Here is a 19,123-nt window from a genome sequence, read left to right as displayed (position 1 = left end):
CATGACAAACGAAATTTTAAAAGAAGCTATTGAAAACTATCAGCACCTGAAAGCGCAGGTTCGCCAGCAGGAAGAAGAAGACGATGATGACATTGAGTCTTTCGGTGGGGTTGATACGGATTTATTTGAACGGTTCATGTTTGCCAAAAGTCAGCTCCAGGAGCTGATTAACCCCGATGATTATTTTTCGATGAAGGATAAGGTGTCGCACCTTAACAGCGAGATCGGGGCGCTGATACTAGAAAATATCATTCTTAAAAATGAGGTAGCTAGGTTAGGCGGCGCTCCTGATTTTTTGGGCAATGTGGACGTTGAGGGGAAAGCATGAAACTGGAAGCATCACTCAAACATTTCAGCCCTCAGGGTATGCACATCAGCGACGACGTGAAAGGAACAGGAGCAAAAGACAATGCGTGATATGTATGAGCTAATGGACCTCTGGGGGGCTTGGGCTGCGGCAGACAGTAGCGGTGTTGACTGGCAACCTATTGCCGCTGGGTTTAAGGGGCTACTACCTCACGGCAAAAAATCACGTCTTCAGTGTAACGATGATGAGGGCATCATGATTGACGGTTGTGTGGCTCGTCTGCGGAAATATAAGCCAGAAGAGCATGAACTGATTATTGCTCACTTTGTTATCGGTATCTCATTACGCACGATTGCGAAAAAGCGGAAGTGTTCTGATGGGACGGTCAGGAAGGAATTGCAAACAGCATTAGGATTTATAGATGGGGTGCTGTCAACTTTCGGTTAGAAGGGGGGGGCTATAGCCCCCCTCTAATTCAACGGCTAAAAAAACTTTGTTGGAGGTATTTGCTGCTGTTCTTATCGTTACTCAAGCGTTTTGTCGACGGAGTTATGGTTTTAACCGGCTGAGAAGGGTTAAATTTTTTCTGCCATTCGCGTAGTTCAATGTTTGTTTGAAGCTGAGTAGACATGGTTTCCCTCATTAATTCCTATTAAAGTACTGATAGTTAAGCTCTTTATCGAAGTAATGTTTTCGCTTAACCCAGACAAAACCGTCACCTTTAGATATTATAGCAACATCGATTGGACCGCCAACAGTTTCACTATCGTTTGAGATTTTTCGTTTGAAAGCGGTGAGGTTAACCAACGACTCTGCCATGTATCCTAGATCTTGCTTTGGAAGGAACTCAATCATCTCCACAACTTTGCTAATGTGGTTTTCGATTATGTATTCCCGTATCTCACCAGTTGTTTTCGTCCAATCTTCATTTGCAAAATTCGTAATATCGGCAATTAAAGCATCACTTTCATCAGTCGGAAGTGAAGATTGTTTAATTCTTTCAATTACATCGTTTAAGATGCTATCTGTTCCTTTTTCAATTTTAGGGAACATGAAATCTTGAAGCTCACCACTTATTCCTGTCATGAAGGCACTAACTTCATCTTCTTGAGCGTAAGCTGTGACACCACTTTCTCCACCACTTGTACTTTTATCCATATTTGGTGAATAGCGAAGTTTGTTTCCAAAAAAACCGATCACATCATATGCTAAAATACTTGGGAAAAACTCCTTTTCTCCATAACCGGCAATAACTAGGCCAGTATTTGTTCCAAATGGAGATTTTCTGCATATAATATGTGCGAACATCGTTGAAAGTGCATCTATAAGTGTGCTTGGTAACTCTACTCCATCTTCTTGATATAGTATTGCTTCGCAAGCGTCTTTCGCAATCGGTGTGGAAAAATCAATGGCGCTAGTCAAATCTTGGGAATCAAACCCTTCATAAAAATTACTTGAGTTAAAGTTATTAACGAACTCTCTACACGCATTTTCCAAAATATTATAAGTTTCTAATGTGCTGGGTTGATGTTTGTTCTGCTCAATAAAACCTTTTATGTGATTATCTTGAATGTGTTGCATGAAACCAGGGAATACATTGTAAAGAAGGATATCTTCTAAGTGATTTTTTTTAATATCATCAGGGATTATGTGATCACATTCACAAAGAAAGTTCCAAAAATTTGCAGCGTACTGTTCAACTGTATCATAACTTTTGTTGCCTAACTGACGACGATACTCTTTAATAATCATTTCCCAAGGAACACCACATAAGCTTCCTGCTCCGTAGACCATCAGACCTACAGGATGATGTTTACTTAATGCAAATAATTTCTCTGCACCATTATTTATTTTTACAGTATTTCCACCTGTTATAGTGACTGCGGAATCAGCCGCAAGTGAAACTGCAAGTTTGTTATATACTGCTATTTCAGCTGTCATTGGCATCACTCGAAAAAATAATTAATTAGTCTGTTTATCCTACATGCTGGCAGGTTTTTCAAGGGAAAATAACTAACGCGTACGCAAAAAGTATCGTAACATGATAAGAGTGGTCACTTCGACACATAGCTTAACAATCGAAGCCCTGCCAGAAATGGTGGGGTTTTTGTTTTTCGCACTCAGTGTAAGTGAAATATAACCATGTGCTTTCAGGGTGAGTTACTATGCAGATTCCTTTCAAAAGTTGTCTGGAGAGTGGCATGGAATTAACATTTAAGGATCTGAAAGAAAAACGCACTAAACTGGTCGAGGCGCAATGGAAGTTACAGGATAAACTTCAGGAGAAGGCGAGCGAACTACTACGAGAGTATTCAGGTTCTCTTGATCTTACATCTCGTGAGTGGACTGGTTCTGACGGAACAAGATGGCCTTATGTGGACATTGGTATTTGGGAGGAGGAGGGGAAGTTCTTTCCTGTCTTAATCCCCCAACTCAATATGGACAGCCGTTACCACTTGAATTTCGTGATTGCAACCACTCTTGATGATTCTCCGCTAACAGGTGGCTACAGGCAGGGCGTAAGCATCTCACTCTGGTATGAGAACTCATCATTTTATGCTGAAGTAGGCTCAGGAGACGACGTCTCCCGTTTTTCTGTCTCATCTCAGCTGGGTGGATTTTATCAGGTATGCAACGCTATTAAGGCGTTAATTAGCTCTTCTATGGATCGCGCCATGCCAGATATTCCAGCGAATTAATAAAGCATAAACATCTTTCAGGGCTATGCAAATGCATGGCCTTTTCTATATCCCGTTGTGAAATGTTCGTGAGGCATGGGTTGTCAGCCAAAGGATCACCGGGAGACACCCAGCACCACGCATCCATTATTGCATAGCAAAAAGGCTCACAACGGTGGAACTTTTAGCAGGGCGAAAAAAAGCCCGCATTGGGTTGCGGGCATAACAGAGAACAAATAGCTAATATTCAAGTTGTCTTTCATCAACTTGTCAGAAGAATTTAACCTTAAGAAAAATTGATGTAAAGACAATATTGATTTCTGGTTACAGGCTGCGCATTTGCGTGGCCTTTTCTATTTCAGGCTCACGGGAATCATCCGCTACGTGCTTTGTTGATAAATCCAGCCCGTGAAGCCTGACCTTTTCATCACACACAGCGCCATCCGAAAAATCGGAGGTGAGGCTATGACCAGAATGAGCACCATTTACAGCAGACTTTCATATGGAACAGGAACCACGCTGACCGGCTGCGGTGTATCAGCGAAGGCATATGCCGAAACAGCTAAAACAGCAAAAGAGGTGTCCTGGATGTTGGCCGACAGAATTGCAGGGTTAAGCCTGAGCGACTGGGCAATTATTGTCGGTATCGCATGCACAGTTATCACCTGTGCAGTGAACTGGTACTACAGGCAAAAGGAAAGGGAGGACCGGCTTAATGGCAATGTCACCAAAGCTGAAGAATAAACTGAGTGCAGCGGTCGTTGGTTTAATTCTTGCGGGGGCTTCCGCGCCCGTGATTCTCGATCAGTTTCTGGATGAGAAAGAGGGTAACAGCCTGACGGCGTATCGTGACGGCGGCGGAATCTGGACCATTTGTCGTGGCGCCACGATGGTTGATGGCAAGCCAGTAGTTCAGGGCATGAAGCTGTCAGCTGAGAAATGTGCCCAGGTGAACGCCATTGAACGCGACAAGGCGCTGGCATGGGTTGAACGAAATATAAAAGTTCCGCTGACCGAGCCGCAGAAAGCAGGTATCGCTTCTTTCTGCCCTTATAACATCGGCCCCGGAAAATGCTTCCCGTCTACGTTCTATAAGCGCATCAATGCTGGCGACCGTAAAGGCGCATGTGAGGCGATTCGCTGGTGGGTTAAAGACGGTGGCCGCGACTGTCGTCTGACCAAAGGCCAGAAAAATGGTTGCTATGGGCAGGTAGAAAGACGGGACCAGGAAAGCGCGCTGACGTGCTGGGGGATAGACCAGTGAAATATTTACCATCTGCAATCTGCTTCATTGTCGCCGGAATACTCGCATGCAAGGGGATGACTGGTTGGGGATGGTTCTTGTTTGTGGGAGTGATATTGCTATGAGTTTTCGCTCTCAGATCATTATCGCCGCGCTTCTGGTATCCGTCGCATTCATCGGCGGAAATGTCTGGAGTAACCGAGGCTGGGAAAAAAAGTGGGCGGAACGTAATAGCGCGGAATCATCGCGAACAGCGAACGCGCAGACCGCCGCCCGCATGATTGAACAAGGGCGTATTATTGCCCGTGATGAGGCTGTAAGAGATGCACAAGCACAAGCCGCAAAATCTGCTGCCACTGCTGCTGGTCTGTCTGCCACTGTTAGCCAGCTGCGCACCGAAGCAAAAAAACTCGCTACCAGCCTGGACGCCGCAAAGCACACCGCAGATCTTGCCGCTACCGTCCGAAGCAAAACAACCAACGCCGACGCCAGAATGCTCGCCGACATGCTCGGAGATATTGCAGCAGAAGCTAAACGTTATGCTGGAATCGCTGACGAACGCTACCGCGCCGGAATGACGTGTGAGCGGATTTACGACTCGGTGAGAGAGTCAAACAACAACCCCATAGCCTCGCAATAGCGGGGCTTTTTAACAACTGAGGAATGAGTATGACAGTAGTTCTTACAGCTAAGCAGATTGAAGACCTGGCAGCCTTCGCGAAAGATGATGGTCAGCCCCAATACACCATCACCACTGGCACAATCCCGGAATTCGAAGCGGATGATGGCGAGATTATCCCTGAATACACAGGGCTGATCGCTTACTCAGAGTCACTTGAGCACGGTGTGTTGCAACTCGACGACTAGTGGCATTACAGCAGGCATTCACTGAGTGCCTGTGATAATGCTCTTGCGCACAGTTATTGATATACTCCTCACATGGATAAAAATGAGGGGTAAAGCGTGTCAGCAATAAATCACATAAAAAACCCACTAACAATTATTGGCATTTTTGCTGGGATAGTAGAGGTTTCAGCTAACTTTGTTCTTCCATTTCTGGAGGAAGGTCAACAGGCAACATATATATGGTTTTTGATGTTGTTCCCGGCTGCTTTAGTGGTTCTTTTCTTCATAACGCTAAACTTTAATCATGTAGTGCTTTATGCCCCTAGTGATTATAAGGATGACCAAGGTTTTATGAGGGCTAATGGGAAAATGGATAACAACGCAGTAGTGGGTACTGATCCAACACAGGGGTTTGATTTATCATGATGCGATTCATATCGAGTACGTTTAAAAATACAACGGTAGACCTTGATGGTGCGCATTATGAGAATTGTACTTTTCAGAATTGCGACATTCGTTTTCGCGGGACAGCTCTTTTTGGTTTGGTAGGGTGTAAGTTCGAGTCATGTAAATGGTCTTTAGACGGGCCTGCTGCCAATACAATCCAATTTTTACGTTTAATGTATAAAGATATGGGTGACTTTGGTAAACAAATGGTTGAAGCGACGTTTGAAAATATAAAGAAATGACGCCAGCATCTGAATAATATTTTTGTAAAAAGCCTCGCACCCGCGGGGCTTTTTAATGCGCATCGCACGTGCACATCAAAGAGAGTCTTTTCAGTAGTGAGCCTTGGTAATCCGTTAACTCTTGGCGGCTTTGCCGTGCGACAGGCTCACGTCTAAAAGGAAATCGTTATGAAGTTTCAGATTGCTAAGTTGTATCGCGGAGAGCGCTTTATGGGTTATGGCATTGCTGTGAATGGACAGCTTCTTGATAACCAGGTATCGACGGTTATAGATACTCAGTGTAGAGAACTCCCCACCGTAACAGTGGTATTTAATCTTGATAAAAACCACGCTGAAAATCAAATCACTATTGATTTGCGTAATGGTGAACCATGCCAGCATTAATACCCCGTGCCTGTCGCAAGAGAGGTTGTGCTGGCACGACTACGGATCGCTCAGGTTACTGCGAGCAGCATCGTAATGAGGGCTGGCAGCAGCATCAACAGGGTAAGAGTCGCCATGAGCGTGGCTACGGCGGAAAGTGGGATATCAAGCGCGCCCGCATCCTGAAGCGTGATAATCATCTGTGTCAGAACTGCCTGCGTACTGGACGTGCTGTCGCGGCCACAACCGTTGACCATATCAAGGCTAAGGCACATGGGGGTACCGATGATGATTCGAACCTTGAAAGCCTGTGCTGGCCTTGCCACCGCTCGAAAACGGGGCGTGAGCGTTTCAAATGATAGTAATTATCATCAACAGGCGTAGAGGGGAGGGGGAGGTCAAATCCCTGTAGCCGGGCGCCCAAAGGACCGCCGCCTAGCCTTTCTTCACATCGCCGCAGGTTAGAAAACTTTTTTTGGGGTACCCCAGCCGATGATTAATAGGAGTTTTCGATTATGTCTGGACCGCCGAAAACCCCTACCCATCTGCGTTTGGTGAGGGGTAACCCATCCAAACGACCAATCAACAAAAACGAGCCGCAGCCACCTAAAGGGGTCCCCCCAGTTCCCAAGCATTTCGACAAGCAGGGGAAGTACTGGTTTAAGCGGATGGCCGAAGAACTTGATGCCATTGGCGTCATATCTCAGCTGGATGCCAGGGCTCTGGAGTTGCTGGTAGAGGCATATACGGAATACCGCCATCATTGTGAAACGCTGGATCGGGAAGGTTATACCTATGCGGTATACAGCGATGATGATGCTGATGAAGGGAAAGAGCGTGAAATACGCATGATCAAGCCGCATCCGGCAGCCATGATGAAAGCTGATGCCTGGAAGCGACTTCGCGCGATGTTAGCGGAGTTTGGTATGACTCCTTCCAGCAGGTCTAAGGTCAGTAAAGACAAACCAGACGATGATGACCTGTTAAGTCAATTTCTTAATTCGAGGGACTGATGGCTAAAGTTTCTGATGGCATACGTTACGCCGAACGCGTCGTTGCCGGGGAGGTTATTGCCTGTGAATTTGTCCGTCTTTCCTGCCAGCGATTTCTTGATGATCTGAAGCACGGTGGAGAACGTGGCATCTATTTCAGCGAGCCCCGCGCACAACATATCCTCAATTTCTATAAATTCGTGCCTCATGTTAAAGGAGCACTGGCAGGACAGCCGATTGAGTTGATGGACTGGCATGTTTTCATTCTGATCAATATCTTCGGATTTGTTATACCTCTGATAAATGAACAGACAGGTGAAGTTGTGCTGCGCAACGATGGCAGTGAACGCCCGGTGATGGTCCGCAGGTTTCGTACTGCATATAACGAGGTAGCCCGTAAAAACGCCAAGTCGACACTTTCTTCTGGTGTTGCGCTCTATATGGCTGGCGCTGATGGTGAGGGTGGGGCAGAGGTTTATTCCGCAGCAACAACCCGTGATCAGGCCCGAATCGTATTTGATGATGCAAAAACGATGGTCAAAAAAGCCCGACCTACTCTGGGCCGGTTGTTTGAATTTAACAAACTGGCTATCTACCAGGAGCAGACCGCATCAAAATTTGAACCGCTTTCTTCTGATGCCAACAATCTGGATGGTCTCAATATCCATTGCGCCATCATCGACGAACTGCACGCCCATAAAACCCGTGATGTCTGGGACGTTCTGGAAACGGCGACGGGCGCGCGACTGCAACCTTTGCTGTTTGGTATCACCACGGCCGGTTTCAATAAAGAGGGCATTTGCTACGAACAGCGTGATTATGCGATTAAGGTATTGCGCGGTTTCAACAGCAATGTTGAAGGAGCCGTTAAGGATGACAGCTATTTTGCCATTATCTTCACGCTGGATAAGGATGATGATCCGTTTGATGAAACGGTCTGGCAAAAGGCTAACCCCGGGCTGGGTATCTGTAAGCGCTGGGATGACCTTCGACGCCTGGCAAAGAAGGCCAAAGAACAGGTTTCCGCCAGAGTTAACTTTTTCACCAAACACATGAATATCTGGGTGACCGCTGAGTCAGCCTGGATGGACATGATTAAGTGGGAAAAATGTGAGTTTATAGCCCCCCGTCATGAGCTGAAAACCTACCCGATGTGGGCTGGCGTGGATCTGGCCCACAAGATTGATATTTGCGCAGCAGTAAAACTCTGGCGGGCAGACAACGGTCACGCGCATGCAGACTTTAAATTCTGGTTACCCGAAGGGCGGCTGGAAAAATGTTCCGCTCAAATGGCGCAGATGTATCGCAAATGGGCTGAGCTTGGGAAGCTGGAACTGACCGATGGTGATGTTATCGATCATGCGCAGATTAAAGCTGATTTTCTGGAATGGATTAGTGGCGAAAACCTGAAGGAAACCGGATTCGACCCGTGGAGCGCAACGCAGTTTAGCCTCGCTCTGGCAGAAGAGGGCGTGCCGCTGGTGGAAGTTCCGCAAACGGTCAGAAACTTTTCCGAGTCAATGAAGGAGGTTGAATCGCTGGTTTACGGCGGGCGCTTCCATCACAGCAATCACCCTGTAATGAACTGGATGATGTCTAACGTCACCGTCAAGCCTGACAAAAACGACAATATCTTTCCGAACAAATCCACGCCAGAAGCGAAAATAGACGGGCCTGCCGCCTTGTTTACCGCAATGAGCCGCATGCTTGTAAACGGCGGCGAACAACAGGACAGCCTCTCTGACCATCTGGAAAGTTACGGCGTCCGTTCATTATAAAGAGGCAGTTATGATCCTGATGATTCTCGCCCCGCTGATCGGGGTGATGGGCGCTATTTTGCTTTCGTTTGGTGTATGGATGATTTATCCGCCAGGAGGCTTAATCAGTGCGGGTATGCTTTGCCTTATCTGGTCATGGCTGGTTTCCCGCACGCTTTCGCTGGCCGGGAAAACATTGCGAGGAGGGACTGACTGATGTTTTTCCCCGGAATGTTCAAAAAAAGTGACGCCCCTGTCACTACTCCGGCAGAACTCGCTGAGGCAGTGGGAATGACTTACGACACCTATACAGGGAAAAGGGTAAGCAGCCAGAAAGCCATGCGGCTTACAGCTGTTTTCGGTTGTATCAGGGTTCTTGCTGAGTCGATGGGCATGCTGCCCTGTAACCTGTACAAGATAACCGGAAGCAGTAAACAAAAAGCGACTTCCGAAAGGCTGCATAAATTACTGACGATGAAGCCAAATGATTACATGACCCCCCAGGAGTTCTGGGAACTGGTCATTGTCTGTCTTTGTCTTCGCGGTAATTTTTACGCCTACAAAGTTAAAGCGCTTGGCGAGGTGGTGGAGCTTCTTCCCATTGACCCCGGGTGTGTTGAACCAAAGCTTAACAGTCAGTGGCAGCCGGTTTACCAGGTAACATTCCCCGATGGCTCAACAGATGTGCTTGGGCAGGATGATATCTGGCATGTCAGAACGCTTACCTTTGACGGGCTGGTGGGGCTGAACCCTATAGCCTATGCAAGAGAAGCAATATCTCTGGGAATGGCAACAGAGGAACATGGGGCGCGGTTGTTCTCAAATGGCGCGGTTACCTCCGGCGTACTCCGCACTGAGCAAACGCTCACTGACGCTGCTTACGCAAGGCTGAAAAAGGATTTTGAGGATCGTCACCTCGGGCTGAGCAACGCGCACCGACCAATGATTCTCGAAATGGGACTGGACTGGAAGTCGATGGCGCTCAATGCGGAAGACAGTCAGTTCCTTGAGACCAGGAAATTCCAGCTGGAGGAAATATGCCGCCTGTTCCGGGTGCCGATGCACATGGTGCAGAACACTGACCGCTCGACGTTTAACAATATTGAAAACCTCGGCATGGGGTTTATCAATTATTCACTCGTTCCATATATGACCCGCATTGAGCAGCGAATCAACATCGGGCTGGTGAAGGAATCAAAGCAGGGTGTGTACTACGCAAAATTCAACGCCGGCGCATTGCTGCGCGGGGATATGAAGTCGCGATTTGAGGCGTATTCAACAGGCATTAACTGGGGTATTTACTCACCAAATGACTGCCGGGAACTTGAAGAACTTAACCCACGCGCAGGCGGAGATATTTACCTTACGCCAATGAACATGACGACGAAGCCGTCAGACAGCAGCAAGAACAAAACAACAGAGGAACAACATAATGCCGATGACTAAACAGCGGCTGGACATTCCGCTACAGCTAAAGTCTGTCAGCGACAGCGGGGAGTTTGAAGGCTATGGCTCTGTTTTTGGCGTAAAGGACAGCTACGATGATGTTGTCGTGCCAGGCGCTTTTTCGGCCTCCCTTCAGGCATGGAAAGAAAAGAATGCTCTCCCTGCATTACTCTGGCAGCACCGTATGGATGAACCCATCGGTATTTACACTGAGATGAAAGAGGATGAGGTTGGTCTTTATGTTAAAGGCCGGTTACTCATTGATGACGATCCCCTTTCGAAACGCGCACACGCCCACATGAAGGCCGGTTCTTTAACCGGCCTTTCTATTGGTTACATGCTGAAAGACTGGGAGTACGACCGTGTTAAGGGTGTGTTCCTTCTCAAAGAGATCGACCTCTGGGAAGTCAGTCTCGTCACGTTTCCGTCGAACGATGAAGCGCGTGTAAGCGATGTCAAAAGCGCATTTTCCCGCGGAGAAATCCCTTCTCAAAAAAGTATTGAACGAGTCCTGCGCGATGTTGGGCTCTCACGCACCCAGGCTAAAGCATTCATGGCCGGGGGTTATAGCTCACTTTCACAGCGTGATGTTGATGAGGTGAGTACCGCACTGGATGCACTGAAAAACATCAAATTTTAATCAGGAGTTAATTATGTCAGTTGACGTTAAAGACGTAGAGCAGGTCGCGCAGGAACTGCAGGCGAAGTTTGATGCGTTCAAAGAAAAGAACGATAAGCGCCTGGAAGCAGTTGAACAGGAAAAGGGCAAGCTGGCGGGGGAGGTTGAAACCTTAAACGGCAAGTTGTCTGAACTGGATGAGCTTAAATCTGCGCTGGAAGAGGAACTGAAGCAGGTTAAGCGTCCAGCCGGTGGTCCTCAGAGCAAAGCCGCAAGCGAACATAAAACCGCTTTCATTGGCTTTATGCGCAAGGGTAAAGATGACGGGCTGCGCGAACTTGAACGCAAAGCCCTGCAGGTCGGTGTGGATGAAGATGGTGGCTATGCCGTGCCGGAAGAGCTGGATCGCACGATCCTTAATCTTCTGAAAGATGAAGTGGTGATGCGCCAGGAGGCGACAACCATCACAGTCGGCGGCGCTAACTATAAAAAACTGGTTAATCTCGGCGGTACGGCTTCCGGCTGGGTTGGTGAAACTGATGCCCGCCCGGAAACCGATGCGTCTAAACTCGGTCAGATTGAGCCGTTCATGGGAGAAATTTACGGTAACCCGCAGGCGACTCAAACCATGCTGGATGATGCCTTTTTCAATGTCGAAGACTGGATCAACAGCGAACTGGCAATTGAGTTTGCAGAGCAGGAAGAAATCGCCTTTACCAGCGGTAACGGGACGAAGAAGCCGAAAGGTTTTCTGGCATACGCTTCCACGCTTGATCCGGACAAGACTCGTGCATTTGGTACTCTCCAGCACATTCTCTCTGGCGCTGCGGCAGGCGTAACGGCTGATGCGATCATCAAACTGGTCTACACGCTGCGTAAAGTGCATCGTAATGGTGCTAAGTTCATGATGAACAATAACAGTCTGTTTGCTATCCGAATCCTGAAAGATTCAGAAGGCAACTACCTGTGGCGTCCTGGTCTGGAACTGGGTCAGCCTTCCTCTCTGGCCGGGTACGGTGTGGCAGAGAACGAACAGATGCCGGATATCGCTGCTGATGCTAAAGCAATTGCATTTGGCAATTTCAAGCGTGGTTACACCATTGTTGACCGCATCGGCACCCGCATTCTTCGTGACCCCTACACCAAAAAACCATTCGTTGGTTTCTACACCACCAAACGAACCGGGGGAATGCTGGTGGATTCTCAGGCCATTAAACTGCTGCAGATCGGCACTGGCGCTTAATTCTCTGGGGCTTCGGCCCCGATTTTTCGAGGTAATTTATGCCTGAATTATTGCGTGAACTTAAGTGGTCCCCAGATGGTTGTATTGTCGAATCCATTCCCGCAGGGGTGTATTCGGACGGTGAGCTACCTGCCCGCGCTGAGGAAATTGCTGCCGAACTTGGCATTATTAAATTTGGTGGTGGCGATGTTCATGTCGCTGCAGAGTCAGATCCAGAGCCAGCGGTAACAAAACGCGGGAAAACCAAATGAAGCCATCCATACAAGAGCTTCGCTACCAATGCCGCATCGACAGTGATGACGATGCCGAAGATGTAATGCTGGAACTGTACCTTAACGCCTCTCTGAAACATGCCGAAAAAATTGTTAATCGCCATCTTTATGATGACGCTGTTCCGGAAGATGACCCGGATGGACTGGTAATTGATGACGATGTCAAGCTGGCCCTGATGTTGCTGGTATCGCACTGGTATGAGAACAGAGAGCCAGTAAGTCACGACAGCGTCAATACTATTCCATTCGGTGTTGAGGCGATTCTCAAACAGCACCGCAAAAGACCGGGAACGTAGGAGGGAGTATGCAGGCAGGTCGATTACGCCATCGCGTTACTATCCTGAACTATGTTGCTGTGCGTGATACAACGGGGCAACTGATTGAAGAGTGGCAGGAGGGAAAGACCATATGGGCGGAAGTGTTGGGTATCAGTGGCAGGGAGCAGTTGCAATCGGGTGCGGAAACGGCGCAGGCAACGATCCGGGTGTGGGTCCGTTTCCGGCGTGATGTGACTGCTGCATCAAGATTAAAGGTGCTGACAGGGCCATTCAAAGGCGCGGTACTGAATATCATTGGTCCTCCCATACCCGACAGTAAAGCCACCAGGCTGGAAATACTCTGTAAAAATGGAGCGGAAAAATGATTGATATCAGTCTGGATTTTTCTGGTCTTGAAGCGATTTCCCGCGATCTGGAGTTACTGAGCAGAGCCGAAAACAACAAAGTCCTGCGTGATGCCACGCGAGCTGGTGCTGAGGTTCTGAAAGACGAGGTGATAGCAAGAGCGCCTGAACGAACCGGCAAGCTGAAGAAAAACGTTGTGGTGCTGACGCAGCGATCACGTAAACGCGGTGATATTTCATCCGGTGTTCATATTCGTGGTCGAAACATGCGAACGGGTAACAGCGATAATTCAATGAAAGCCTCCGATCGACGTAACGCGTTTTACTGGCGATTTGTCGAAATGGGTACAGTGAATATGCCCCCACATCCTTTTGTCCGTCCTGCGTTTGATACCCGCGAAGAACTGGCGGCGCAGGTTGCTATGAAACGCATGAACCAGGCCATTGACGAGGTGCTGAGTAAATGACGGAAGGTGACCTTTATCTTTTGCTGAGGCCGCTGGCCGGAGGGCAGGTTTATCCCTATGTTGCCCCGCTTGGCAGTGATGGTCAGCCCTCGATATCGCCACCCTGGGTGATTTTTTCACTTATTTCTGATGTGACCGCTGATGTTCTTTGTGGGCAGGCCGAATCAGGGATATCGGTCCAGGTGGATGTTTACTCACTGACTCTCAAAGAGGCGCGGAATCTTCGTGATATGGCGCTTCAGGTGGTTAAGCCACTCAATCCCACCAATATAAGCAAAACCCCTGGTTATGAACCAGAGAACCGGCATTACCGGGCGACGCTGGAATTTCAGGTCACTGTCTGACAAATCCATTAACTCACAGACCCGCTACGGCGGGTTTTCTATTTTCAGGAGACAAATATGTCCTCACTGTATGAAAAATCGCAGGGTACGAAAATTCAGATCACCTCTGCGCCAGCGACACTGGATACGATTGGCGCCGCAACCTGGCTGGATTTGCACTGTACTATCAAAGAAGTCCAGTTTACTGGCGGTCAGAAGCAGGACATTGATGTCACCACGCTGTGTTCCACCGAGCAGGAAAACATCAACGGCCTGGGTGCTCAGTCAGAAATCTCTATGTCCGGTAACTTCTATGTTAACCCGGCACAGGATGCGCTGCGTGAAGCTTACGATAACGACACCACGTATGGTTTTCGGATTGTCTTCCCGTCTGGTATTGGCTTCCAGTTCCTGTCTGAAGTTCGTCAGCACACCTGGTCTTCAGGGACAAACAGCGTGGTGGCTGCAACGTTCTCGTTACGCCTGAAAGGTAAGCCGACGAAAATTGATAACGCGCTGCGCCTGACCACCGACCTGCCTGACACCAAATCTGTTACCTCTGGTGCGGCTTTATCACTGACGGTGGTAGCTGCCGGGGGAACAGCACCTTATTCCTATGTCTGGAAGAAAGGCGGCAGCGCGGTGAGTGGACAGACGACAGCAACGTTCAACAAGGCAAACGCTGCTGCAGGTGATGCCGGCGATTACGTTTGTGAAGTTACCGACGCTTCCACGCCTGCTGGAAAAGTTACCTCAGCAACCTGCGTCGTAACGATAGCGTAATTCATCTTCTTTAATCAGGGATAAAAAATGGCTAAAAGTCTTAAAGAACTGGCGCTGGCTAAAATGTCAGGCTTTCGTCATAAAATCATTACGGTCCCTGAATGGGGTGGTGTGAAGGTTGTTCTACGGGAACCTTCTGGCGAAGGTTGGCTACGCTGGCAGGAAATTGCAAAATCTGGCGCTGATGAAGAAGGCGAGGTGTCTGTATCAGAAAAAGCACACCGTAATCTTTGTGCTGACGTGGTGCTGTTCATTGATGTCCTTTGCGATACCAACAAGCAACCGGTATTCAGCGTCGATGAAGAAGACCAGGTTCGTGAAATTTACGGGCCCGTTCACTCACGCCTTCTCAAACAGGCGCTTGACCTCATCAACAGCGCGGACGAAGCGCGGGAAAAGTCGCAACCCCCGGCGTAAAGTTTCTGATGGCGCTTGCGCTCCGCATGGGGCGCACGCTCTCAGAGCTTCGGCAGACCATGACGGCAAGCGAGCTTCTGATGTGGATTGAATTCGACAGACAAAGCCCCATCGGCGATATTCGTGGTGATATTCAGGCAGCTCAGATCGTCTCTGCTATCTACGGCTCACAGGGGGCGAAAGTACCGCTGGACGATGCGATCCTGCGCTGGGGTGGTGATGAACAATCAGCACCGAAGGATCCGTTTGCAGGGCTTGAGGCTGCATTAACAGCAGCAACTCAGTGACATTTATTCAGTAAGATAATAGGATTTACCTCATTGATGATGTTTAGGGGAAAGTCATGGAAATCTTACTTATTTCAATTGTTATTGGTCTAATACCTGCATTGATTGCAAGTAGCAAGGGTCGCTCTTTTTTGGGGTGGTGGATTTATGGGGCTCTGTTATTCATTGTTGCCTTAGTTCACTCTTTAGTTATTAAAAAAGATGTACAGTTTGAAGAAAAAGAGAAGCTGGAATTTGATGGTATGAAAAAATGCCCATTCTGTGCTGAATTAATAAAAAAAGAAGCCATCAAATGCAAGCATTGTGGTAGTGATTTGTTATCAAGTGATCATCCCACAAAAACCGATGAAGAATATCTTGAGGAAGCCCGACGAAAAGTCTGGGAAAAATAATAATACAAACCGCTTCGGCGGTTTTTTTGTTTCTGGAGAATGAATAATGGCCACCTTGCGAGAACTGATTATTAAAGTATCCGCAAATTCACAATCTTTCCAGACAGAAATTTCTCGCGCTTCACGTATGGGGCAGGATTATTACAAAACCATGCAGAATGGTGGTCGTCAGGCGGCCGCTGCATCAAGAGAGACGCAGAGAGCTCTGGCAGAAGTAACGAACCAACTTAATTCTGCAAAATCCTCTGCGATGGGGCTTGCTGGTGCTTTCGCTGGTGCATACGCCACTGGGCACCTGATATCCCTTGCGGATGAATGGAGTTCGGTTAATGCACGATTGAAACAGGCCTCGCAATCAACTGATGACTTCAACCAGTCACAACGCTCTCTGATGGATATTAGCCAGCGAACAGGAACCGCATTTTCAGATAACGCAAACCTGTTTGCTCGCTCAGCTGCATCAATGCGTGAATTCGGCTATAGCTCCGAAGAAGTATTAAATGTTACTGAGGCTATTTCTACCGGATTGAAGCTTTCTGGCGCAAGCACAGCAGAGGCGAGTTCTGTTATTACCCAATTCAGCCAGGCACTAGCTCAGGGGGTTTTACGTGGTGAGGAATTTAACTCAGTTAATGAGAATGGTGATCGTGTTATCAGGGCTCTTGCCTCTGGGATGGGGGTCGCTAGGAAAGACTTAAAAGCAATGGCTGATGCAGGTCAACTTACTGCTGACAAGGTTGTTCCGGCATTAATCAGCCAGCTTGGATCACTTCGTGAAGAATACAACGCAATGCCGCAGACTGTATCTGCGGCAACAACAAAAATTGAAAACGCTTTTATGGCTTGGGTTGGCGGCGCAAATGAAGCAAGTGGTGTTAGCCGGACATTGACAGGCGCATTAAATGGGATTGCAGATAATATTGATGAAGTTGCAACTGCCGCAGGTGTTCTTGTTGCTGTTGGCGCAGCGCGTTGGTTTGGAGACATGGCATCAGGAGCGTTTTCAGCAACATCAGGGTTATTAAATGCAGCAAAGAGTGAGATTGCGCTTGCTGAAGCGCAAGTTAGAGGTACTCAAATATCCACGGCTCGCGCTCGTGCAGCTGTGTATCGGGCACAACAAGCTTTAATTGCTACCAGGGGAACTGATGCTCAGGCAGCAGCGGAGAAAAGGTTATCTGATGCTCAAGCATCATTAACCAGAAATATTTCGGCAAGGACCGCAGCGCAGGAAGCCCTAAATAATGTGACATCATTAGGCTCTCGGTTGATGGGGGGCGCTCTTGGGTTGGTTGGCGGGATTCCTGGTTTGGTTATGCTGGGAGCTGGTGCATGGTACACCATGTACCAGAATCAGGAGCAAGCTCGCCGATCCGCACAAGACTATGCAAATACTATTGATCAGATACGCTCTAAAACAAAAACCATGTCATTACCTGAGGCTTCAGATAATGAAGCCAAGACCAGGCAGGCATTAGACGAGCAAAACCGGCTTATTGATGAGCAGGCAAATAAGGTTAGGCAGTTACGGGAAGAAATTTCCGGTTACCAGCACATGTTGGCTAACCCTGGTCCTACAGTTGCAGGTTACATGGTTAACCATCTTAAGAGCATAGATGATGCCACTCGAGGTCTTTCTGATGCCACTAATGCTTTAGCTATTGAGCAAGAACGCCTGGCACAGATGCAGGCTAAATCGCAGTCTATTCAGGAGGTTCTTGAGGGGGTAGAGCATCGTCGTATTGCGCTTATACGTCAGCAGGCAGCAGAACAGAATTCAGCCTATCAGTCATTATTAATTATGAACGGCCAGCATACAGAGTTTAACCGTCTGCTAGGGTTGGGAAATGCACTGCTTATGTCTCGCCAGGGACTGGTTAACTCTCCGTTAAGGTCACCTCAGGCTGACCTAAATACTAAACAGGTGGATGCGATTGAAAAAAGTAGGCGTGAACTTGAATTATCTCGCCGTAAAGGCGAGGAGAGAGAACGCTTACGATTAAGTTATTCTGCTGATGATCTTGGCTTCGCTTCTAATGACCCTCGTTATCAGACCAGCCGTCAGGAGTTAATTAACAATGGCTTAGAAGAGTGGCGGAATAATCAGGCTAACAAGCCGAAAGCAAAAGGTGGAAAAACAGAAGCCGAAAAAACGGCGGATACTTACGACAAACTCATTAAGCAGCAGAAAGAGCAAATCGCTCTGGCTGGTCAAAATACCGAACTGGCAAAACTGAAATACCAGGTTAGCCAGGGTGAGCTTACGTCTCTCACCGAGGCACAAAAACAAACCCTGTTGCAGAATGCCGCGTTGATTGATCAGCAAAAAATCCGCGAACAATTAGCGGCGTATGAAGCCAACCTCGCTGACTCAAACGCCAGCGCGCGAGCATCTAACCAAGCAGAACTTACCGGATATGGACAGGGAAGCCGAATGCGTGAACGGATGCAGGAAATGCTACGCATCCGGGAGGAGTTTCAGCAGAAGAACGTTGATCTGCAGCGGCAGTACCAGTCAGGTGATATTTCGGAAGACCTATACCGTCAGGAACTGGCACTGAATAAACGTTATCTCGATGAACGGTTACGAGATCAGGGATCTTACTACTCAGCCTCTGATGCCCAGCGCAGTGACTGGACAACGGGTATGCGTGAAGGTTTTGCGAACTGGGCTGACACTGCTTCTGATTACGCATCTCAGTCTGCTGACCTGGTGAATAACGCAATGTCCGGGCTGGTGGGTAACATTTCTGATGCACTGGCCGGTAATAAGGTTGACTGGGAAGACTGGGCCAGTTCGGTGCTTCAGTCTATGCAGAAAATTATCCTAAATGCGATGCTGGTGGATTCTTTACGCTCTGCCAGTAACAGCGGTTTTTTCAGTTCAATCGGCGGCATGTTTGGAGCGGGTGCTGGCGCTGCATCTGGCAGCACTCCTTCAGGCGCTTATAACTCGGCCGCATCTGGCATAAAGCTGAATGCGAAAGGTGGCGCATATGCTTCTGAAAGCCTGAGCGCTTACAGCAACAGTATTGTTAGCACACCGACATATTTTGCTTTTGCAAAAGGCGCTGGGCTTATGGGAGAAGCGGGGCCGGAAGCCATTATGCCCCTGACACGATCAGCTGATGGTTCGCTGGGTGTTCGCATGGTTGGTAGTCCGGGTTCCACGTCAGGTGGCGGTGATACGATTATTCATCAGCACTTCAACATATCTGGTAACGGGGATGCGGCACTGAAGCAGGCTATGCAGGAAGCTGCTCGACAGGGAGCGAATGACGGTGCGAAGCAGGCCCGTCAGGATTTGCTTCAGGACTTCTCTAATAGAGGCCAGGCAAGGCGATTGCTTGGCGTGTAACCATTATTAATATTCATTA

Annotated in this window: 27 protein-coding genes; 26 read left to right on the top strand and 1 reads right to left on the bottom strand. The window is 48.2% G+C overall.

From position 1 onward, the window contains the following. Position 1 precedes the first annotated feature (1 nt). Both WC1_RS10530 and WC1_RS10535 read left to right on the top strand, forming a co-directional pair. Positions 2 to 328, top strand: coding sequence for a hypothetical protein (locus WC1_RS10530; RefSeq protein WP_032947999.1), 327 nt, complete (start codon positions 2 to 4; stop codon positions 326 to 328). A gap of 81 nt (positions 329 to 409) precedes the next feature. After that, a complete protein-coding gene (locus WC1_RS10535) occupies positions 410 to 754 on the top strand; it encodes an antiterminator Q family protein (protein ID WP_016150499.1) in 345 nt (114 codons plus the stop codon). Between the two features lie 195 nt (positions 755 to 949). Here WC1_RS10535 and WC1_RS10540 read toward each other — a convergent pair whose 3' ends face one another. Next, on the bottom strand, positions 950 to 2,248 hold the full coding sequence (locus tag WC1_RS10540) for a hypothetical protein (RefSeq protein WP_016150497.1): 1,299 nt from the start codon (positions 2,246 to 2,248) through the stop codon (positions 950 to 952). A gap of 260 nt (positions 2,249 to 2,508) precedes the next feature. On the opposite strand from WC1_RS10540, the gene WC1_RS10545 reads away from it, so the two are divergent. The 24 genes from WC1_RS10545 (at position 2,509) to WC1_RS10660 (ending at position 19,104) form a co-directional block, all read left to right on the top strand. After that, positions 2,509 to 3,006, top strand: coding sequence for a hypothetical protein (locus WC1_RS10545; RefSeq protein WP_000423994.1), 498 nt, complete (start codon positions 2,509 to 2,511; stop codon positions 3,004 to 3,006). 444 nt (positions 3,007 to 3,450) lie between these two features. Further along, entirely contained in the window at positions 3,451 to 3,729 is a 279-nt protein-coding gene (locus tag WC1_RS10550; RefSeq protein WP_016150496.1) for a phage holin, read from the top strand. Further along, entirely contained in the window at positions 3,701 to 4,249 is a 549-nt protein-coding gene (locus WC1_RS10555; protein ID WP_016150495.1) for a lysozyme, read from the top strand. The genes WC1_RS10550 and WC1_RS10555 overlap by 29 nt, the downstream gene beginning before the upstream one ends. 100 nt (positions 4,250 to 4,349) lie before the next feature. After that, complete coding sequence (locus tag WC1_RS10560; protein WP_032948111.1) at positions 4,350 to 4,868, top strand: DUF2514 domain-containing protein; 519 nt, start codon at positions 4,350 to 4,352, stop codon at positions 4,866 to 4,868. A gap of 29 nt (positions 4,869 to 4,897) precedes the next feature. After that, the gene (locus WC1_RS10565) at positions 4,898 to 5,095 is read left to right on the top strand and encodes a hypothetical protein (protein ID WP_016150493.1); all 198 of its coding nucleotides are present in this window, start codon (positions 4,898 to 4,900) and stop codon (positions 5,093 to 5,095) included. Between the two features lie 96 nt (positions 5,096 to 5,191). Continuing rightward, positions 5,192 to 5,500, top strand: a complete 309-nt coding sequence (locus tag WC1_RS10570; protein ID WP_016150492.1) for a hypothetical protein — start codon at positions 5,192 to 5,194, stop codon at positions 5,498 to 5,500. 431 nt (positions 5,501 to 5,931) lie between these two features. Further along, positions 5,932 to 6,147 (top strand): hypothetical protein, encoded by a 216-nt coding sequence (locus WC1_RS24730; protein ID WP_155849118.1) that lies wholly within the window; start codon positions 5,932 to 5,934, stop codon positions 6,145 to 6,147. After that, positions 6,135 to 6,485, top strand: a complete 351-nt coding sequence (locus WC1_RS23805) for an HNH endonuclease (RefSeq protein WP_032947998.1) — start codon at positions 6,135 to 6,137, stop codon at positions 6,483 to 6,485. The genes WC1_RS24730 and WC1_RS23805 overlap by 13 nt, the downstream gene beginning before the upstream one ends. A 156-nt stretch (positions 6,486 to 6,641) precedes the next feature. Next, on the top strand, positions 6,642 to 7,139 hold the full coding sequence (locus WC1_RS10585) for a phage terminase small subunit P27 family (protein WP_003841734.1): 498 nt from the start codon (positions 6,642 to 6,644) through the stop codon (positions 7,137 to 7,139). Next, positions 7,139 to 8,896 (top strand): terminase large subunit, encoded by a 1,758-nt coding sequence (locus WC1_RS10590; RefSeq protein WP_016150488.1) that lies wholly within the window; start codon positions 7,139 to 7,141, stop codon positions 8,894 to 8,896. The genes WC1_RS10585 and WC1_RS10590 overlap by 1 nt, the downstream gene beginning before the upstream one ends. 10 nt (positions 8,897 to 8,906) lie before the next feature. Further along, positions 8,907 to 9,092 carry a hypothetical protein gene (locus tag WC1_RS10595; protein WP_008323320.1) on the top strand — a complete coding sequence of 62 codons (186 nt, stop codon included), beginning with the start codon at positions 8,907 to 8,909 and terminating at the stop codon, positions 9,090 to 9,092. Continuing rightward, positions 9,092 to 10,321, top strand: coding sequence for a phage portal protein (locus WC1_RS10600; protein ID WP_016150487.1), 1,230 nt, complete (start codon positions 9,092 to 9,094; stop codon positions 10,319 to 10,321). Before WC1_RS10595 ends, WC1_RS10600 begins: the two co-directional genes overlap by 1 nt. Beyond that, positions 10,308 to 10,961, top strand: a complete 654-nt coding sequence (locus WC1_RS10605; RefSeq protein WP_016150486.1) for an HK97 family phage prohead protease — start codon at positions 10,308 to 10,310, stop codon at positions 10,959 to 10,961. Before WC1_RS10600 ends, WC1_RS10605 begins: the two co-directional genes overlap by 14 nt. Before the next feature lie 13 nt (positions 10,962 to 10,974). Further along, positions 10,975 to 12,183 (top strand): phage major capsid protein, encoded by a 1,209-nt coding sequence (locus WC1_RS10610; RefSeq protein WP_016150485.1) that lies wholly within the window; start codon positions 10,975 to 10,977, stop codon positions 12,181 to 12,183. A gap of 38 nt (positions 12,184 to 12,221) precedes the next feature. Continuing rightward, positions 12,222 to 12,434 carry a hypothetical protein gene (locus WC1_RS10615; RefSeq protein ID WP_016150484.1) on the top strand — a complete coding sequence of 71 codons (213 nt, stop codon included), beginning with the start codon at positions 12,222 to 12,224 and terminating at the stop codon, positions 12,432 to 12,434. Continuing rightward, complete coding sequence (locus WC1_RS10620) at positions 12,431 to 12,751, top strand: head-tail connector protein (protein ID WP_016150483.1); 321 nt, start codon at positions 12,431 to 12,433, stop codon at positions 12,749 to 12,751. Before WC1_RS10615 ends, WC1_RS10620 begins: the two co-directional genes overlap by 4 nt. A gap of 8 nt (positions 12,752 to 12,759) precedes the next feature. Next, positions 12,760 to 13,098 carry a phage head closure protein gene (locus WC1_RS10625; protein ID WP_016150482.1) on the top strand — a complete coding sequence of 113 codons (339 nt, stop codon included), beginning with the start codon at positions 12,760 to 12,762 and terminating at the stop codon, positions 13,096 to 13,098. Beyond that, entirely contained in the window at positions 13,095 to 13,544 is a 450-nt protein-coding gene (locus WC1_RS10630) for an HK97-gp10 family putative phage morphogenesis protein (RefSeq protein WP_016150481.1), read from the top strand. Before WC1_RS10625 ends, WC1_RS10630 begins: the two co-directional genes overlap by 4 nt. Continuing rightward, complete coding sequence (locus WC1_RS10635) at positions 13,541 to 13,888, top strand: tail completion protein gp17 (protein WP_016150480.1); 348 nt, start codon at positions 13,541 to 13,543, stop codon at positions 13,886 to 13,888. Before WC1_RS10630 ends, WC1_RS10635 begins: the two co-directional genes overlap by 4 nt. A 57-nt stretch (positions 13,889 to 13,945) precedes the next feature. Continuing rightward, complete coding sequence (locus WC1_RS10640) at positions 13,946 to 14,650, top strand: immunoglobulin domain-containing protein (RefSeq protein ID WP_016150479.1); 705 nt, start codon at positions 13,946 to 13,948, stop codon at positions 14,648 to 14,650. Positions 14,651 to 14,677: 27 nt separating this feature from the next. After that, positions 14,678 to 15,067 carry a phage tail assembly chaperone gene (locus WC1_RS10645; RefSeq protein WP_016150478.1) on the top strand — a complete coding sequence of 130 codons (390 nt, stop codon included), beginning with the start codon at positions 14,678 to 14,680 and terminating at the stop codon, positions 15,065 to 15,067. 8 nt (positions 15,068 to 15,075) lie between these two features. Then, the gene (locus tag WC1_RS10650; protein ID WP_016150477.1) at positions 15,076 to 15,354 is read left to right on the top strand and encodes a phage tail assembly protein T; all 279 of its coding nucleotides are present in this window, start codon (positions 15,076 to 15,078) and stop codon (positions 15,352 to 15,354) included. Positions 15,355 to 15,410: 56 nt separating this feature from the next. After that, on the top strand, positions 15,411 to 15,746 hold the full coding sequence (locus WC1_RS10655; protein WP_016150476.1) for a zinc ribbon domain-containing protein: 336 nt from the start codon (positions 15,411 to 15,413) through the stop codon (positions 15,744 to 15,746). A gap of 46 nt (positions 15,747 to 15,792) precedes the next feature. Beyond that, positions 15,793 to 19,104, top strand: a complete 3,312-nt coding sequence (locus tag WC1_RS10660) for a phage tail tape measure protein (RefSeq protein WP_016150475.1) — start codon at positions 15,793 to 15,795, stop codon at positions 19,102 to 19,104. Positions 19,105 to 19,123 lie beyond the last annotated feature (19 nt).

The sequence above is a fragment of the Citrobacter sp. KTE30 genome, from assembly GCF_000398825.1.
Taxonomy (GTDB): domain Bacteria; phylum Pseudomonadota; class Gammaproteobacteria; order Enterobacterales; family Enterobacteriaceae; genus Citrobacter; species Citrobacter freundii.
The sequence above is the reverse complement of the archived record's forward strand: the minus strand, read 5'-3'. Positions and strand labels throughout refer to the sequence as shown.

Coding starts and splice junctions, on each gene's coding strand:
- WC1_RS10530 (WP_032947999.1), top strand. CDS start 2: ATGACAAACGAAATTTTAAAAGAAGCTATTGAAAACTATCAGCACCTG.
- WC1_RS10535 (WP_016150499.1), top strand. CDS start 410: ATGCGTGATATGTATGAGCTAATGGACCTCTGGGGGGCTTGGGCTGCG.
- WC1_RS10540 (WP_016150497.1), bottom strand. CDS start 2,248: ATGACAGCTGAAATAGCAGTATATAACAAACTTGCAGTTTCACTTGCG.
- WC1_RS10545 (WP_000423994.1), top strand. CDS start 2,509: ATGGAATTAACATTTAAGGATCTGAAAGAAAAACGCACTAAACTGGTC.
- WC1_RS10550 (WP_016150496.1), top strand. CDS start 3,451: ATGACCAGAATGAGCACCATTTACAGCAGACTTTCATATGGAACAGGA.
- WC1_RS10555 (WP_016150495.1), top strand. CDS start 3,701: ATGGCAATGTCACCAAAGCTGAAGAATAAACTGAGTGCAGCGGTCGTT.
- WC1_RS10560 (WP_032948111.1), top strand. CDS start 4,350: ATGAGTTTTCGCTCTCAGATCATTATCGCCGCGCTTCTGGTATCCGTC.
- WC1_RS10565 (WP_016150493.1), top strand. CDS start 4,898: ATGACAGTAGTTCTTACAGCTAAGCAGATTGAAGACCTGGCAGCCTTC.
- WC1_RS24730 (WP_155849118.1), top strand. CDS start 5,932: ATGAAGTTTCAGATTGCTAAGTTGTATCGCGGAGAGCGCTTTATGGGT.
- WC1_RS23805 (WP_032947998.1), top strand. CDS start 6,135: ATGCCAGCATTAATACCCCGTGCCTGTCGCAAGAGAGGTTGTGCTGGC.
- WC1_RS10585 (WP_003841734.1), top strand. CDS start 6,642: ATGTCTGGACCGCCGAAAACCCCTACCCATCTGCGTTTGGTGAGGGGT.
- WC1_RS10590 (WP_016150488.1), top strand. CDS start 7,139: ATGGCTAAAGTTTCTGATGGCATACGTTACGCCGAACGCGTCGTTGCC.
- WC1_RS10595 (WP_008323320.1), top strand. CDS start 8,907: ATGATCCTGATGATTCTCGCCCCGCTGATCGGGGTGATGGGCGCTATT.
- WC1_RS10600 (WP_016150487.1), top strand. CDS start 9,092: ATGTTTTTCCCCGGAATGTTCAAAAAAAGTGACGCCCCTGTCACTACT.
- WC1_RS10605 (WP_016150486.1), top strand. CDS start 10,308: ATGCCGATGACTAAACAGCGGCTGGACATTCCGCTACAGCTAAAGTCT.
- WC1_RS10610 (WP_016150485.1), top strand. CDS start 10,975: ATGTCAGTTGACGTTAAAGACGTAGAGCAGGTCGCGCAGGAACTGCAG.
- WC1_RS10615 (WP_016150484.1), top strand. CDS start 12,222: ATGCCTGAATTATTGCGTGAACTTAAGTGGTCCCCAGATGGTTGTATT.
- WC1_RS10620 (WP_016150483.1), top strand. CDS start 12,431: ATGAAGCCATCCATACAAGAGCTTCGCTACCAATGCCGCATCGACAGT.
- WC1_RS10625 (WP_016150482.1), top strand. CDS start 12,760: ATGCAGGCAGGTCGATTACGCCATCGCGTTACTATCCTGAACTATGTT.
- WC1_RS10630 (WP_016150481.1), top strand. CDS start 13,095: ATGATTGATATCAGTCTGGATTTTTCTGGTCTTGAAGCGATTTCCCGC.
- WC1_RS10635 (WP_016150480.1), top strand. CDS start 13,541: ATGACGGAAGGTGACCTTTATCTTTTGCTGAGGCCGCTGGCCGGAGGG.
- WC1_RS10640 (WP_016150479.1), top strand. CDS start 13,946: ATGTCCTCACTGTATGAAAAATCGCAGGGTACGAAAATTCAGATCACC.
- WC1_RS10645 (WP_016150478.1), top strand. CDS start 14,678: ATGGCTAAAAGTCTTAAAGAACTGGCGCTGGCTAAAATGTCAGGCTTT.
- WC1_RS10650 (WP_016150477.1), top strand. CDS start 15,076: ATGGCGCTTGCGCTCCGCATGGGGCGCACGCTCTCAGAGCTTCGGCAG.
- WC1_RS10655 (WP_016150476.1), top strand. CDS start 15,411: ATGGAAATCTTACTTATTTCAATTGTTATTGGTCTAATACCTGCATTG.
- WC1_RS10660 (WP_016150475.1), top strand. CDS start 15,793: ATGGCCACCTTGCGAGAACTGATTATTAAAGTATCCGCAAATTCACAA.